11 protein-coding genes are annotated in these 17,153 nt (G+C 56.4%); all 11 read right to left on the reverse strand.

Features of this window, described 5'->3' with window-relative positions; all coding sequences use genetic code 11:
• Window positions 1-257: 257 nt before the first annotated feature.
• The 11 genes from C1719_RS15185 to C1719_RS15235 all read right to left on the reverse strand — a co-directional run bounded on the left by C1719_RS15185 (window position 258) and on the right by C1719_RS15235 (window position 16,954).
• Window positions 258-1,688: a helix-turn-helix transcriptional regulator gene (locus C1719_RS15185; RefSeq protein ID WP_146007922.1), complete on the reverse strand. Its 1,431-nt coding sequence runs from the start codon at window positions 1,686-1,688 to the stop codon at window positions 258-260.
• Between the two features lie 158 nt (window positions 1,689-1,846).
• Window positions 1,847-3,994 carry an FAD-binding protein gene (locus C1719_RS15190; protein ID WP_102375861.1) on the reverse strand — a complete coding sequence of 716 codons (2,148 nt, stop codon included), beginning with the start codon at window positions 3,992-3,994 and terminating at the stop codon, window positions 1,847-1,849.
• 288 nt (window positions 3,995-4,282) lie between these two features.
• Window positions 4,283-4,804 (reverse strand): IS200/IS605 family transposase, encoded by a 522-nt coding sequence (tnpA, locus tag C1719_RS15195; RefSeq protein ID WP_180963402.1) that lies wholly within the window; start codon window positions 4,802-4,804, stop codon window positions 4,283-4,285.
• Between the two features lie 179 nt (window positions 4,805-4,983).
• Window positions 4,984-5,805 carry a hypothetical protein gene (locus C1719_RS15200; protein WP_102375862.1) on the reverse strand — a complete coding sequence of 274 codons (822 nt, stop codon included), beginning with the start codon at window positions 5,803-5,805 and terminating at the stop codon, window positions 4,984-4,986.
• Between the two features lie 85 nt (window positions 5,806-5,890).
• The gene (locus C1719_RS15205; protein WP_102375863.1) at window positions 5,891-6,919 is read right to left on the reverse strand and encodes a VanW family protein; all 1,029 of its coding nucleotides are present in this window, start codon (window positions 6,917-6,919) and stop codon (window positions 5,891-5,893) included.
• Entirely contained in the window at window positions 6,916-7,599 is a 684-nt protein-coding gene (locus C1719_RS15210; protein ID WP_146007923.1) for a hypothetical protein, read from the reverse strand. Before C1719_RS15210 ends, C1719_RS15205 begins: the two co-directional genes overlap by 4 nt.
• A gap of 754 nt (window positions 7,600-8,353) precedes the next feature.
• On the reverse strand, window positions 8,354-10,603 hold the full coding sequence (locus tag C1719_RS15215; protein ID WP_102375865.1) for an oxidoreductase: 2,250 nt from the start codon (window positions 10,601-10,603) through the stop codon (window positions 8,354-8,356).
• Window positions 10,604-10,820: 217 nt separating this feature from the next.
• Window positions 10,821-12,200 (reverse strand): helix-turn-helix transcriptional regulator, encoded by a 1,380-nt coding sequence (locus C1719_RS15220; protein ID WP_102375866.1) that lies wholly within the window; start codon window positions 12,198-12,200, stop codon window positions 10,821-10,823.
• Between the two features lie 160 nt (window positions 12,201-12,360).
• Entirely contained in the window at window positions 12,361-12,831 is a 471-nt protein-coding gene (gene purE, locus C1719_RS15225) for a 5-(carboxyamino)imidazole ribonucleotide mutase (protein ID WP_102375867.1), read from the reverse strand.
• Window positions 12,832-12,961: 130 nt separating this feature from the next.
• Window positions 12,962-15,055, reverse strand: coding sequence for a C1 family peptidase (locus tag C1719_RS15230; RefSeq protein WP_102375868.1), 2,094 nt, complete (start codon window positions 15,053-15,055; stop codon window positions 12,962-12,964).
• 327 nt (window positions 15,056-15,382) lie between these two features.
• Window positions 15,383-16,954 carry a helix-turn-helix transcriptional regulator gene (locus C1719_RS15235; RefSeq protein ID WP_102375869.1) on the reverse strand — a complete coding sequence of 524 codons (1,572 nt, stop codon included), beginning with the start codon at window positions 16,952-16,954 and terminating at the stop codon, window positions 15,383-15,385.
• Window positions 16,955-17,153 lie beyond the last annotated feature (199 nt).

Genomic DNA, 17,153 nt, shown 5'->3' on the forward strand with positions numbered 1-17,153 from the left:
TTTTCGATGAGCCGCGCAATGCGTCGGCTCGGTAAGCCGCACGCCGCCATAATCCGAGCGAATCGCGCCCGACACGAAAGCAGGTGGTTTCCGTAAAATGCCCCGTATGCAACGTCGACTTAGTCATGAGCGAGCGACAGGGCATCGAAACTCGGCGATTAGGCCAAGGCGCCCGATTCCCGCCCGGCGCAAAGGCACTCGACCCAACAGCCTATGGCAGCGCTTGTCCAAACGGAAGAAGGCCCGAACCGAAACGGTCAGGCGTCAACCGATCTGACCGTTTCGATGAGCTCTTGGCGCGAATGTACGTCGAGCTTCACGTACAGCCGCTTGATGTGCGATTGCACCGTTCCCTCGGTTATTCCCAACTCAGAGGCCGTCGCCTTGTAGCTGTACCCCTGAACGATGTAGAGCATGACTTCGCTCTCCCTCTCGCTCACGCCGTAGCGGCTCGTCAACTCGTCCACCTGACGCTGCAGCTGGTTCGACGCCGCTCCTTCGAAACCATGCGCCCGCTCGCCTCGCGGATAGCTCAATGCCATCGATCCTGAGAAAAACGCGAGGCACAAAAACACGATGATTCCGACCGCAAGGGAAGCCGGCCTGATGAGGCCGGCGTAATCAACGCCGAGCGCACCCGAAAACACAGGGACCACCGCAAACGACAGGGCGTCTGACACGACATTCGTCGATACGAACACCGAAACGAACACGGGAATCACGGGCAGGTTCTCTTCGTAAACCAAGGTAAGCAGGTAGAAGTATAAAAAGAACGAAAAGCTCGCGCGGGCAGCAGAGGAAACTCCTATCCCAACCAAGGCGAACACGCCGTCATCGAAGGCCAATATGATAAGCTGCCCGATGCAAAGCACCGTAAAGATGAAAATCCAAATCACTCGCGTCGATCGCTTCGACGCAAGCAAAGCGTACAGCATGAAGGCGATGATGGTCGTAACAACGATGGTGGCAAAATCTTTCGCATAGTAGAGATCGATGTTCTCGGATATGGCAATCGAACCGGAACGGGCGATGCCGACGAGAAAGCAGCTGAGAAACATCGTTATAACGAGGCTTGCCAGCGATCCGAGAGGAAGCGACCTGAGCACGGTCGGCAGATCCATGGAAGCCGCCGAGTGCCGAGCGTCGGATTTGGGAACCAGAAACCAGCACCAACCAGCCAGCAAAGGACAAAGAATCGGAAACAGATACGGCCACGGCTGCGGCAGGTACTGCAAGAACCCAAGGACGAAGCTGCCGACAAAGGAAGCCGCAATGCAGATGCTCGAAACATGGAAATCGGCCTTCAGCAAAGGCACCAGCACGAACGCCCACGCAACGACGAGAACGGGAATGCAGACCGCATAGAACAATACGCTTGCGACAAGCAGCAGAGGATGCAGCACGTCCATCTGGACGGCAAGGGCTACGCCGAAGTTTGCAACTGCGGTCACCGAGGCCAGAACCGCAACCGGCCAGCGAAGCTCGTAGACGCGTTGCAGGGCGTTTTTCGCCGCAAGCGCCACTGCAACGAAAAGGACTCCGACGATGAGAAATATATAGTAACTGCTTTGGGCCCAGGGGATTGCGCTCGAGGCGGCAACGAGAAGCGTGCCGGTCGCCTGAGTGCGCAGAAGCGGCCACAGGAACAGCATGCCCAGTGCAATGGTGATTCTTGAACGCGTTCTCAACGAGTTCCCTTTTACCTGGATTGACAAAATACGACGATCTCCACCTGCGGCAAGTATACCATAGGAGCCGAAAGCCCCGTTTTGCCCCAAAGCGCGGCAGGGCGCCCGCCTGCACGCATGCAAAACGAGCGCCTGAACCACACGGCGAATTTGAAGCCTTACGCTTGAGCCGCCGCGTATTTCCCCGCCTCGTACCCAGCGGTATACCCCGACGTCATGCCATAGCCTTGGCAAACTCCCCCGTATGCGAGGTAGTTGATTTCGTTGCTGCAAAGCACGCCGAAAGAATCCTGACCGATCGCATAGAACCCGTTGATCGGAGTCTCATGATCTTCTTTGAGAACGCGGAATTGGGTATCGACGTCGAAGCCCCCGCCCGTTCCGTACATGACGGGCATCGCCTTGATGGCGTAGTAAGGCCCCGACCCGACGGGTACAAGATATTCGGCGTCCTTCCCGAAATCATCGTCACTGCCCTTTTCGCACAGCTCGTTGTAGCGCTCGACCGATGCAGAAAGCGTTGCCGGATCGGCACCGATCGCCCCCGCAAGCTCTTCAACGGTCTCCGCTTTCCACGCGATGCCGGCATCGATGCTCGCGTCGAGCGCCTCTTGCACCTCGGGCGTCGGCACATTGAGGTCGAATCCGCCTTGCTGGCAATACGCAGCCGTCCTCTTCACTGCCGTGAAACCTTCGCTCATAAGCTGATCGACTTGGTCTTGAGACCATACGCTGTAGAAGTACGGGCCGACCTTCCATGCGTTCGGAGGCATCATGGTTCCTATGCCGTTCGCGATTGCGTATTCGTTCCCGAAGCGATTTCCCTCTTTGTCGACGGCAAACGAATTGATGGAAACGCACATCCAAAGAGGAATATCATTGTACGTCCATGTACTCTGCCTTCCGGTCCTCGCGGTGATCTTCCCATCGATGAAGTTGATGGGGAAATGGGTGAGGAAACGGGGCAGCGCGATCTCCATCGTAATCGGCGACATGTCGATGTTGTAGGTGCCGGCACCGATATCGAGACCGGCCTTGATCATCTTGCCGTCGTTTTGCGTCGATCCGTTCTGCTTCCAGCTGCCTGCCCAACGAGGATCGAGCAGGCTGCTCATCAGTTCAGAGCTTCCGCCGAAGCCGCCCGTGGATATGATTACCGCCTTTGCGTTGATGACGTATTCCTTACCCGTTACATTGTTGCGAGCCTTGACTCCCTTGACCGCATTGCCGGCCTCATCGTATATAAGCTCGTAGCCTTCGGTTTCAAGGAGAACACCACCGCCCGTGGCTTCGATTTCAGCGACGATTTTCTTGTGGTAGCTGTCTTTCACGGCGCGACGGTTCTCGTTGCTGTTGCTGTATTTGTCGATCCCGTTGGTCGAGAAGTAATTGAACACGACGGCGTAGTTCGATTCGGAGAAATCGTTCGTGTCTTTGACGGTGCCGAATTCCCAGCCCTGGTCCACATCGAGCCACTGATTGGCAGCGCCGGAATTGTCGAAGAAGAATCGGACCATCTCTTCTTTGCATTTCAACGTTCCGTCCGCACCCGTTGTGTCGGTAAACCAAGTATTGAGGTAGTCGTCGTAGTCGACAAGCGGCTCGCCGTTGCGCTCAGCCAAGATATGCGGGGGGTTGACCGCGTTCATCTCGTGGGTGAGCAGCGATTGGCCGCCCAGATAGCCCGCCTTGTCGATACCCCATACCGAACAAGCCATCATGCCGTTCTCTTCCATGAGGGCTTCCCGCGCCCGCTTCATGGCGACGATCCCGAACGAACCGAGGCCCACAACAAGCACATCGACGTTCATCTCTTCCGTCTGCCCCTCTTCGGTTTTCGGCGGAACCACATCGAACGCATCGATTGCCCGAGGGTCCGAGCCCCCTGCCTCAAGCGCCTGCTCGAGCGCTTCGCGAACGGCCTGCTTCACTCCCATGCTCGAAATGGTTGCACCGCAGATGGCATCGACCGAGAACGACTGCGCCTCGATGATGCGAGGAAACAACCGCTCCCTGCACGCGTCGAATATCTTTTCCGTGTCACCGTACTGGGTTCGATCGGTCGGCACCTCGATGGCGGTAATCGCCGTCTCGTTAACCGTAACGGTGACAGGCGTTTCCCAGATACCCCAATGGCCTACATACGAAGCCGTATACTTGCCCGGCTCCATCCTCACTTCCGATTCGGAAGCTCCCGCAGCGCTCGACGGCGAAGAGCAGGCGGACAAAGACCCCGCGACGCCGACGGTTGCCGCTCCGGCAAGTGCGCCTCCGATGAACTCCCTGCGCGATAAGCTCTTTTTCATGACCCCTCCTTGGATCGTGTTTCCCGATGGCCCTTACTCGATCGGGCCATCTTGAAACTACTTGATCCGCAGAAAGAACCGTTAGCCATAAATCATGGGAAACTCGTCCGTATCGCCCTCCCATATTTCATGTCGAAGCCAACCATCGCCGCCAATGCAATCAGAACCACCCGTGAAAACGGGTGGTTTGCTCTAGGGGTATAACCCCAAGGATTACCAGCCAGCGCCTAAAGACGCTGGCCTTCACTTGTGTTCAGGCCGTATAGCTTTTGACTCGCAACAAGCCACTTAAAGTGGCAGCTTGCCTTGTCCTTTGATGAACGGGTCTTCGTATTCTTTAACGCTTAACTTGTCGAGTGCAATGTCGTGCTTTTCTTGTTCGCGAATGTATTTTGCAATAGCGGCCTCATTAAGACCTACCGTGCTTACGTAGTAACCTTCGGCCCAAAACTTCCTGTTACCGAACTTGTACTTGAGATTGGCATGCTTGTCGAAAATCATCAGGGAACTCTTTCCCTTCAGATACCCCATAAAACTAGAGACGCTTATCTTCGGCGGAATGCTCACTAGCATGTGAACATGATCAGGCATGAGGTGCCCTTCTAGTATCTCAACGCCTTTGTATCCGCATAGTGTGCGGAGTATGCTCCCAATGCTAGTCCTCAATTGATTGTAGATAATTTTGCGCCTATACTTCGGAGTGAAGACGATGTGATACTTACACATCCACTTCGTGTGCGACAGGCTATGCGACTGTTGCGCCAAATTAATCACCTTCCTAATTCGCTGGACGACCTGAACAATCGCCATTGTATAGGAAGGTGATTTTGTATAACATCTGTCGCGCACCCGCATAGCGGGTGGTTGATATCGTCCGCGCTTTGCGCGGCCGACGGGCTAAAGCCCTAATAGAAAACGAGGGGCGAAGCTGCAGCTTCGCCCCCAGCGTACGCACCTGAATGCGCATGTGCGCTTTTTGGCTTCGACCCCTATTCGTCGACGCTCATCGTAAGCAGAAGAAGAGCATCGCTCTTCTGGGCGTCATCAAGTACCTTCTCGGTGATCTTCTCGCCTGCCTCAATGACGAAATCCCCGTCCGTGCTCACCACACGCTCGTTGAGCACCTTGCCAAGCAGGAATGCCTTCAACTCGGCATCGGAATCGGTTTCTTCGGGTTGATCGACAACCGGCTCTGCCTTGGGTGCCGCTTCGGGCTCCGCAGAGATCGGCTCGGCCTTGGCTTCTTCGGTTTCCCCAACCTCCTCGACCACTTCGACCGCCTCAGGTTCTCGCGGCTCTTTCTCGGCGGCGGGCTCGCCCTCGGCGTCGCTTGGCGCCGCAGCGCGAAGATCGGAATCCGTCTTGGTGCCATCGTCGACGAATACGAACTCGGGCGCGAAGAACACGAACGCCTCTTTATCAAATGTCGCGCCATCGCCAAGATCGATCTTCGTCACCATGCCGAACGTGGTGTCGAACTCGAATCCCCTGATCGTGCCAAGTTGATTGCCTGCACGCGAATACATCGTAACGCCAACGAGATCGTAGCCTTCGCAAGCAAGGGTCCGCGCCGCGGGATCGGTTGTCGAAAGGAAGTCGTCGCGCGTTTGAATGGTCAGGAACGTATCGCCGACAGCGACCGATTTTTCGAAGGGAAGAACGAGCGACGAGTTCGTGCTCGCACTCGACACGATGTAGTGGCTTACCCCGCAGGTGTCGCAATCGATGACGACCCCTTTCACGGTGCCGATCTGCTTGCGATCGCCGATGGAGACAACCCCTTTGGTTACTATCGACTCGTTCGTTTCCATATGCATCCTTTCTCAGCCGCGCACTGCGCAAGCCCATCCTATGTACGACGCTCGAAACCGTGCCTCCGCACGGATTCGGTACAAGCTATTTTGCGGGGTCGACGCCGCCCTCTACCACCTGGACGCTCGACTGCACCGAAACCTGATACGTATCGGTCGACAGCAAATCGTTCGAAACCATGACGCCATCGCGATACAGCACCCGATACGACTCGGCAACGTAGTACGTCACAGGATCTTCGGGATCGAGTCCGAGAGAAGCGGGGTCACCGTATACCCTGTAGGCGGGAATGTCGAATCGCTCGATGATCCTCGACGTGGGATCGATGACGTCGCCGTCCGCACGCGGCGCACCGTACAGCTTCACGTCGACCGTCTGCCCGAGCGCATCCACCCGAATGTATACGCTCGTCTCGGCATTGTTTTTGATGCGCAGGTCTTTCTGCCCGTACGACACCGTAGCATCGAGCCCGATCGGCGAATAATCGCTCACGATCGTATGGGGATAGCGCTCGACGATCTCAAGATCCGCTTTGAGCGCAGCGATGTAGAGCGCCGTCGACACCTGGCAGATGCCGCCGCCGCGCCCTTTCACGATAGTTGTTCCATCCACAACCGATGTTTCGAAATACCGCTCGTCCTCAGAAGTGTTGCCAAGCGTTTCGTTGAACGAGAACGTTTCGCCGGGCTTGATTTCTATTCCGTCGAGCGTCTGCGCGGCAAGCTCGATATTCGCCGCACGATTGGGATCGTCGTCCTGCGAAACGGCGTTGTATTCACCAAGACAGACAAGATCGGAGGTATCTCCGTCTTCGCCCGCCACCTCGTCGATAAACTGATGATCGTCTTCATCAGTCCCCTCGGCGTACTGGGATGCGATCTGCTGTTCGGCGGTCACCCAGAGGACGGGATTTCCGAACGCCATGACAGAGGCAACCAGCACGCTGCACCCCAAGGTGATGGGAATGAGAACCTTCGACATGCTCAGCCCGCGAACAGACCGCTTCCCTTGCGGCTGCACCGATCCGTTGCCCGCCGATTCCTCGGCAGGCCTCCTCGCGCTGTTTCGAAGAGTCGCCTTCGGAGCGTTCGGTTTTACGTGGCGCCCGCTCATCGCTCCGCCATCCTCAGCACGGCATCGATCTTCAATGATTCGATTGCAGTCAAATCCGAAGCGCTGTTTCTGAATTCGGTTGCCAAACACACTGCCTGCTCAAGCTGGTTCGCCTTCACGTAGCACGCAATCTGCTCGATCATCGCCTTGCGATAAACCGCCCGATCGTTGGTAAGCTCAGCGCATTCGGCATACAGCTTAGCCGCCACCGCAAACAAGCCCTTGTCGCGCAGCGAGGTTGCCTTGGCGAAATAGCTCGAGGAATCGAACGTCGTGGGCTCAGGCTCAGGCTCAGGCTCAGGCTCAGGCTCAGGCTCAGGCTCAGGCTCAGGCTCAGGCTCAGGCTCAGGCTCAGGCTCAGGCTCAGGCTCAGGCTCAGATGCAGTATCGCCCATCTGCGGCAAAACAGATTGCTCGACATCGATCGGACAGGTTTCCTCCATCAGATCCGCCCCGAAGCCCTCCATCTCCTCGCAAGCCGCCGGCTCTTCGTCGACAGCCTCGATCGCCTCTTTTGCATCGGCCTCGTCGAAAGATGCCTTCGCCAGTTCTCCGCTGCGCTCCTGCACAAAATCGATTCCAGCCCGAGAGGAAGGCTCCTCCTCGACTCCTAATTGTTGGAAGATGGGAACAGATCGCACGCGTCCCGATGCATTCGCCTGATGCGTTGGACTAACCATAGCTGGGCTTTTCGCGGGTGCTCGCGAGGTATCCCTGCGTGAATGCGATACCGATTCGCGCTTTGCTTGCGCAGCCTTAAGAACGATGAAGTAAACGGCGATGGGAACGAAAAGGCATGCCACGGCGAGCGCGGGAGCAGCCCACCGCTGCGAGCCCTCAATGGCAAAAGCGCAGAACAGAACAACTATCGCGGCCAACGACGCAAAGGCGCAGAGCGTTGCACGGAGCTGAGCCCTCGTTCCACTTTGCTTAAACCCGATGATCGATCCCCCGATGACCACAAGGGCCATCAAGCCGATCCCCAACCACGACGCCTGCACGTTACATTCCCATCTTCAAGGCGCAAGCAACCGCGCGCTCCATGCCGCCTGCACTTATTCATGTAGAAGCATTGTATAGTAACCTCGTCTACTATGCGTAATTTAGTTCGCGCTAGATCTGTTTTTATGAAGAAACTCCCTAATTCGTTACTTGGTTTATCTCAGAAACCGAACCTTGCCACAACCTGCGGTTGCACCACTCCCGAATGCATCGGGTCAAGCCGCTTCACCCAGGAAAAGCTTTGCTTCGGTTTGCGGCTTATCTCCGAACCTGTCTATTCGCTATCGCCGTCGCAGAAAACAAGCAGGAGGATGCACGCCATGCGCATCCTCCTAACAACCATTCTTGAACTTCAACCGGCTTGAAGCTCGCCGCCCGCTTGGCGTTCCGCTTGGTTTTAGCGGTCTGCGCCTACAGGCGGTCTAGCAGCTTTTAGACGGCTCGCGCGGCAAGGTTTCCGGCCGCGATCGCTTCGGCGATGTTCCACGGCTTGTTGCAATCCCCGACAGAGTAGACCTCGAATCCCGACACGGCGTCTGCAATGCTGGAATCGGGGAGCATGTCCATGGCCTCGATTATCGTATCGCACTCGATTGTGAGGTCGACGCCGGTATCTCCGCTCACCACGACGCTTCCATCGCCCACTGACTTTATTTCCGCATGAGGCCAAACCCTCATACCGCGAGCGTAAAGCATCGGCAACGCGAACGTCTTAACCCAATTCGACTGGCCCTTGTCCACGTCGTCCATCCCGTCGGGCGTGACCATGGTAACGTGCTTTCCTTGAGCCATTAGGTACAGCGCGGTATCAACGGCCTGGGCGTTAGACCCTGCAATAACGATCTTGTCGCCGATGTCGGCGGTAAGAAAGTCGGTTATGGGCACGATCTTCGTCCCCGCCGTCTCCGACAGCCCCAGCGAATCGCGAAGACCTCCCGTCGCCACGATCACAACATCGGGATTCTTCTCCTTAACGAAGTCGGCATCGACCTGCTGCCCTGTAACAACGTCGACGCCCGTCACTTCCAGCTGATGCGCAAGGTAGGCACGGAGGGCATCGAGGTTCTCATGGGGTCCTTTGACCGCATGCGCGAAATCAAGCAGTCCTCCAACAGCGTCTTTCTTCTCGTAAACGGTTACGGCATGCCCGCGCAAAGCCGCGATGCGAGCAGCTTCCATGCCTGCCGGACCCGCCCCGATTACCATGACGTTCTTGGCAGACGATGCCTCGGGAAGATCGAAGCCCTCAGGCATCCCATCGCGATACGCTCGCTGCGTGCACGCGTTGACGCGGCAGTGCTCGTACACCTTTCCTTCTTCGTCGTAGTCGAAATGGCAGTGCAGGCAGCGGGTGCACGGAGCAATCTCGTCGAGCTTTCCTTCTTTCAGCTTATTCGCATATTCGGGATCCACCGTAAGCGGACGATTCATCAGCAGGAAATCAACTTTGCCGTCGGCAAGCGCCGACTCGAAGTATTCCGGAGCGTGCGCAGGATCCATATACGTAACGGTTCCGACGGGTATCGATACGGCATCCTTGAACTCCTTCGCAACATCGAGCATCATGCCGCATCCTGAGTGATCGCTGATCAGCTTGCCTTCCCAGTGACGGGAAAAATCGAATTGCGTCCCGTATGCAGTGGTGCCGTCTATGCCGTAACCGGTAAAGTACAGATCCGAGGCGAACTGACATACGTGCATTCCCAGAGGCCCCAAGCGAACATGCAGGCTATCCGCCCCGGCCTTCTCGAGCAGCTTCGCTATTTCCAGATTCTCCTCTACCGTTGTCATAAGCGAGCTGTCCCCAAGATTCAGATCGTTTTCTTCGATGCCGTTGATGAGAACCTGAACGACGAAGTCTTCACCGCACTCCTTTTTAATGCCTTCGATGATTTCGCACACGAAGCGGGAGCGGTTTTCGAACGACTGCGGGCCGTAATCGTCTTCGCGGTGATTGCGCATGCGAGAAAAGAACGACTGACCGATATTGTTGCCGGCCGCGTTGATTTCAACGGCATCGAATCCGTAGTCCTTCAGCTTCTTGGCAGCCGCCACGGTATCCGCTTGGATCAGCTGGATCTCCTCAAGCGTCATATCCCCGGCAACCGCAGACGCAAAGGCGCCCGAGGCATCCTGCTTGGTTCCGCTGAAAACGATGCCCATGCACGAGAGCTGATATCCCACGAACGCACCCTCTTCATGAATGCCGTCGGCGATTTTCTGGAAGGGGATTTTGTCCATCGATTGAGCCCGTGCGTTCGGAAAATGCTCGAACTTATCGGCGCAGTCTTCCATCCATACCAGATCTATGCCGCCTTTGGCAAAACTCGTATAGTAGGAAAGGATTTCCTCTTCGTTGTTCTGAGTGTCCGAACCCGCCGCCGATTTAACCATGCGATTCGACAGGTCAAGCGAACCGATTTTCACTCCCGAAAACAACGTTGCGAAATCCGAAGCCCCCTTCGCATACTCGTAATCCTGCGGATTGAGCTGCGAGGGAGCCTGCCGTATCACAATCGGCTCATCGGCCGCGGCGCTGCCCGCAGATGCTGCAGCCGGAGCCTTTTCGGCGCTCGGCGCACACCCCACGAGGCCGCCCCCGATAAGCGCTCCTCCCGCTGCCGTAAAAGCAGCCCCCTTCAAAAAGCTCCTTCTCGATAACCCTGTTTTTTCGCTACTCATTGCACATCCCCTTCCTTGAATCTCATCGTAGGTGCAATTCCTTTCGCTTGCGGAATCCGCCGGCTTGCGCCAATCGGATCCCGATGCGAAAACAATAAGCCGATGGCGATTCGCCGGGCATTGCTCAAAAGGATGATTTCTGTTCCGAGCATGATCGCTCAAAGGGTTGATGCCCATATCACGTGGGAAAACAGCTTCTTAGAGACAAGAAAAGCCCTTATCTTGGATAGGTCTCGGGGTTCAGGAGATCGATCAACTCGTCACGCGATCCGACGCCGATTTTGGCGTATATATGGTTCGCGTGGGTTTTCACCGTTGATTTCGAAATGAACAGCTTGTATCCGATGTTGGTATAGCTGCGACCCTGCAGAAGCGCGAGAAGCACCTCCGTTTCCCGCAAGGTGAGATCGTAGCGCTTCGCCATCGAAGCGGAAAGCGCTTCCGGTATCGAAGGCGACGAGTCTTTTCCGTGCGCGCTTTTAACCGACTGCAGCAAATAGACGACGATCATCACGATCACCGTCGCAAGCAGCACGACAACGCATATGAAGCTTCCTACTTGGACCTCCATTGAAGAACGCATGACCCTGCCGCACACGAACACGAGATCCTTAAGGATAAACAACACGCAAACCAATTGGGAAAACGAGGACCCCAGGGCTTTTCGCAGCGAGGAGAGGATACCGAGGAACGCGACATCGACTTGCGAGTAAACAGCGAAAAGCAAAACCCAGAGAAACCCGATCGAACTATCGACCACCGATGCGACAACAAGAAGAACGACAAGCGAGCAGGTGGACAAAAGCCAGTAAAACGCCGATACGAAACCCGAGTACGATCCGAATCTTTTCGCCAACACGATAACGAGCCCCGAAACAAGCGGCGAGGCGATCAGGAGCGCCTGCGCGCCGTATTCCCTGTAAGCCGCCTCGTCCATGAACAACAGTCCTTGCACGAAACGGGCCGCCAGAACAGCGATAACAACGAGTTTTATGGCATCCCAGGCTTCCCCGAGCGACGACTTCGCCTCTTCTTCGGCAACCCACTCGAACGGCCGCTGCAACTCGACGCGAAGACACCAAAACGATAGTCCGAGCACGATCAGGCGAACGGCGAACGCGCAAAGGCTTCCAACCAAATCGAAGCCCATCGCCAAAGGCGGCAAGCAGGCGATGATCGTCGATATGCCCGAAGCGGCGGAAATGCAGACGAGAGTTTTTACCAGGGACTTTTTTTCGTAGGCCCGAATCCACAACCGACAATAAAGCGCATAGCCCGCTGCAAAGAGAACGCACGATGCGGAAAGGAGCGCGGTGCTCTGCCGCCCATCCGCCATGAGAACGAGAAACGCCTCCTGCACGACGAAGGCCGCTGCGAGCAAAACGAGAGAAAGGGCGAAGAACCCCTTCGTTTTATCCTTTCGCGCTGCCGTCAGCAGGAAGATGACGCCCCAGGAGGCAACCGAAGCAAGCCCCAAAGTCACCTGGTAATCCATCGAAAGCTGTGAGTAAAAGCTGTACGCGCGCTGAAAAACAAGGATGAGGACTACGAAGCCGAACGAAGTCCACGAATGCGTTTTGCCGAAGCCCGCTCCCATCCCTCTCCTCTCGCCGCAAACAAGGCACGCACGTATCCGCCAATTCTACCTTATCGGAAGCGGCCTCCCAAAAGCATCGATCCTGCCTGCGAGGCGTCAGAGAGGAGATTGCCCTTATCCGCGTTGACGATTGAACCATCTGGCATAGACGGAAGATATCCTACACGTTCGCCATGCCCTCTTTGAAATCGACGATCTTCTGACGCGCTTCATCGCAACCGGTGCCGAGCATCTGCACGGCAAGAATCGCGGCATTCTTCGCCCCGTTGATGGCAACGCAGGCAACCGGAACGCCCGAAGGCATCTGCACCATCGAAAGCAGCGAATCGAGCCCCCCGAGGTCGCTCGTCTTCATCGGCACGGTGATAACGGGGTTCGGGGTGTATGCGGCAACGACGCCGCCGAGGTGGGCGGCCTTGCCAGCCGCCGCAACAATAACGCGAATGCCGCGATCGACCGCGGTCGATGCCCATTCGTGCACTTCGGCAGGCTTGCGATGGGCGCTTGCGACTTTTACTTCATAGGGAACGCCGAACTCCTCGAGCTGCTTCATGCACGGCTCCATAGCGGGCATGTCGCTTTCCGAACCCATGATGATGCCGACGAGCGGGGCTTTGTTCTCAGCAGACATTCGAACTCCTTCGTTCACGATAGTGCGCGTTAGCTTGATTGCACTAGTGTAGCGAACCCGATTGGCGGTTACCATCGATTAGAGCTCATTTCCGCAAACGGAAGCCCTGCAGCAGCATCGTTTCGCCGCATCATTTCCGATTGCGCTCGGCCCTTTTCGCCCCCGTTGCCGCCGCGCGCCCCATAACCGCAAGGGCAGCGAGGGCCACGATGCTCGCCGTCGCAGCGAAAGGAACGTCTCCCACCGACGCAAGATCCCCCCTCACGCCGAAGGTTTCGCCCGACGCATCGACCGGCAAAGGCTTCGGATCGGCAGGATCGGGATCGGGTTCGACAGGCTCAATCGGCTTGGCAGGATCATCGGGAAACGGCGTGGAGTCCGCAAACGCCTTGATCAGCACATTGCCGTAGGCGATGCTTCCGCCATCGGTCATAGCGGGATCGTTGCTCAGTCCGGATGCGTCCTCCCAATCGCCATCCGAGCCAAAGAAGCTTTCACCCGGATTGACCACAAGAGAACTGTAATACTGCAACCCGTGGTCTTCGGCATACTTCTGAGTGAGACCTCGCTCGATGGGAACCATCCATGTCGTTCCCGCCCGCGAAGTTGACGAAGAGCAGATCGATTCGACCACCGAGAAGCTCTCCCCCTCACGCACTTCGAGCTTGTTATCAAGCTCGATGCGATGGAATCCCGCAAAGGACGGCGTTGTCGCCTGCGTTGCCACAAGCTCACCGTCTTCGGGATTCTCGGAATCGGGACCGAGGCGGTAGACCTGCACCGATACCGAAGAATTCGGGGTGTACGTTATCGCAGAGACCGCCCCCACCGTCATGTCCTCATCGGCGGTAAACCGATTGGCAACCTTGATTTCGGCTGAGCTTGTCAATGGATGAGTCAGAGGGCTGTCGTGCCCCACGATATCATGCTGCAACGTGCGATCGTACGCCGCATCCGAAGAAGCCATGTGATATGCAACGAAGGTTTCGATCGTCTGATCGTAATACGAAAGATAGAAGTAACCCGTTCCGTCGATTCCCCACGTCATCGAATTTCCCGGGCTGCCGTTCTTGCTGCCCCAGCTGTTCTTCACGATCCATGCGCCATCGGCAGGCGGCTGCTTGTCCGGATCGTCGCTGAACGACGCCTTGGGAAACGAGTCGTCCCAGCCAACCACCGTAACGCCATGATTTGCCGGGAAATACTCATTGGTGTACTGCGCCCATGTCGTATAGTTGAAAAACTCGCCGTTGCCGCTTTGCCCCGGCGAACTCACATCAGCCGCATAGCCCATGTCAAGCGCGCCGGTTTCCATAAGGGCCTGCTTTGCCGCATCCGTTGCTCGCTGGTCGTATTTATAGGACGTCGATCCATCGTCGTTATGGGTTATGACGGCGGGACTTGGCAGGATCTCCGCCTCCTCGAGCTGATAGGCGCTTGAAAACCGCAAGCTTGAAGCCACAGCCCAATTGCCGTCCTTCACCGGTTCGGAGATAAGGTTTCCTTCCTTGTCTACGCCCTCGGAAAGCTCGCCCGCATCGTTGGTGTACGGAACCAGCTGCTCAGTCACAACGCCTTGCCCCGCAGCCAGAATCGCAGCTGCCGTGCTGATGCCGCCGCCGATGTCCAAAGGGCTCCCCCCTGGACGAACGACCGCGCCCTCGCCTGTTTGGTCGCTGATCAAACCTGCCGTTTCCTCTGCGGTAATCGCGGTGCTCCTAAACCATGCGAGATGACGCTCCGAAAGATCGATCGACACTGCATCCGCAACGCCCTGCTTGATGAGATTGCTTTCACATGCCGCAACAGCCGCGAACGCCCAGCACGAGTTCCAAGGATTCTGCAATTTCACCGACGTAACGGCGGGTGCACCGTCCGATGTTCTTAAATCGTACGCCGAAGGCAGGCTGCTCAGCGGAGCTACTCCCGCATCGCCCTCAGAGTAGTTCGAGTACGAGGGATCGATACCGTATCGCGAACCGGGTTCGGCTATGCTTTGACCAGCCGGGCCTCCCGTCGGCCAAACGAGCATGTCGGCAAGCGGCGTGCCGCCCAGCGTAAACGTCGACGCATCGTCCGTATCGGCAAATGCGACCGCCGGAGAAAGCAAAACCGCAAGGGCGATGGAAACGGCCAGGGAAAGAACCCGTTTGCACCAGCGCGCCGTTAAACGGCGGTCGATCCGCTCGCCTTTGCCTTTGACGTTTTGCGAAGATCCCCTCATAAGCCCGTCCTTGCATCGAGTACAGAATGATTACTAATTGAGTAATATATTTCACTCTTGCCCTGCAAGTATACATGGTGACGGGCCCCTGGCGCCAGCGCGCTTCGAGAAGCAAGCCAAAACGGCTTCGACGGCCCGACAAGATTGTTGGCGAAACTCAGAATCGCCCCAAGGCAAGCTATCGATCGCGCTTCGGCAAACCAACGTAGAACGACATGGCTTCGAACCTACAAAGGGAGAGGGCTGCTTGCGATTCCCATATCGAACTCCATTGTCCACGCAGTCTTCCCATCGCCCCGCCTGCCTCGGTCAGAGGACCCCGAACCGTTATGCCGCAGCGTCGATCAGATCGATCACCTCTTGGCGCGAGTGCACGCCTAGTTTGCGGTACACCATCGCCGTGTGCGCGTGAACCGTACTCGTCGATATGTAGAGCACCTCGGATGTCTTCTTCATGCTGTACCCAAGCGAGATGCAGAAAAGAATCTCCTTCTCGCGCTGCGTCAAGCCGAAGCGATCCCCTATCCGATTGCATACGTCGCTTCTGTCGATGCTGCGATCCGCATCGGTTCGGGTCGGCGAAAACGTCATCTTGGCAATGCTGCCGTTGACGAACATGACGCAAACGAACACAAGGCAGAGGATGAGGCAGAACCCGAGTATCAATGCATAGCCAACAGCATATTCCCCGATCAAAGCGAGCGTATCAGGAGCATAGCTCTCCAGGAAAATGCGGACGGCGTTTACTGCGAGAGACGGCACGAAGAGGGCGACGACGTAGCAGACTCCAAAAACGGGCAAAGGATCCAAATCCTCTTGGTAGACGATGACCATGAATATGATGAAAAACATGATCTTCGTCATACGGCGGAACAAGTACATAACCTCAAAGCAAAAGTTCGTTTGAACGGCCAAAACGAATACGGCCATGAAGAAGCTCAGGAAGATGACGGCAAGAAAAGCAAGGCAGGCATACCAAAACAGCTTGTTCTTGAAAAACGGCGTCTTTCCCGATTGAACCGCTATCAGAGCCAGCATGAGGCTGAGTATCAGCGGCAACGCGTACGTCAGGGGCGACTCGCTGGTTATCACATGGTATCCCGGAACGAAAATCTCAACGTAGGATATCAAGTTTATGGCCAGCACGAGCAAGGACAGCGGAATCAGCCATGTTTTGCGTTCGGTCCGACGCCCGGTCCCCTCAAGGCACTTCTCCGCAGACCCGACGGGATCAAGGCCTCCGCGCAGTCTCGCATAGGCAACGTAGCACACGCTCGATAAACCCAGGCTTGCGATGGGCACGACAACCCGGAATTCACTGTTATTGAGATTGCTCGGAACGACAACGTAAGCCAGCGCCATCGCTATGAGCATGAGCACGACGATCGTGTTGAGCCTTTGGGAGAACATGAGCTCTTTGATTTCAACGACCCACGAGAAGAAGACCACGACGAACCCCGCTGCAAAAACCACAAGGCACAGTGCGCATGCAATCGCCGAAAAAGGCTGGCCTGCATAGCCCAAGACCGAATGAACCGCAAGCAGGCTCGCCGAACCGAGAAGACCGAACGCGAGAACGACGCCGCGCCGTCGAGCGAATCGGACAAATCGCCTTCGCCCAATCGAAGCCAACAGCACCAAGCCGATAAGGACGGCCAAAAAGAAGCAGTAGGCGAGTATGCCGTCGACGGATTCGATTACGGCGAAATACGATTCTTTGAAAAACGCCTTCGCGATGTACATCCATGCGAACAGGAACCCGAAAACCAACAGGACGCCCGCACGCCACTCAAGCGAAGAATTCGCCGCGATCTTTCCTGCAGCATTCGAAATCGCCGTCGAGTCTTTTTTGTTTTCGTCTTTAGAAGGAGCTTCCCAACCCCCACCTGGTAGCCGCATTGCATGCCCCCTTGCCCGAGCCTCCCACCTTCGAGGTTCGTGCCTCGCATTCTAACATGGTCGGCCCGCCAACCTCGAAAGCAACGCCACGCAACGTTCCACCCCAGGTTCGCCGACATGGCGAAACGTTATATTTAGACACTTTTTGTCGAGCGAATTAGGCAAAAAGTGTCGGCTGCTCCGACTCTTTTCACCCATC

The sequence above is a fragment of the Raoultibacter massiliensis genome (assembly GCF_900199545.1).
Taxonomy (GTDB): domain Bacteria; phylum Actinomycetota; class Coriobacteriia; order Coriobacteriales; family Eggerthellaceae; genus Raoultibacter; species Raoultibacter massiliensis.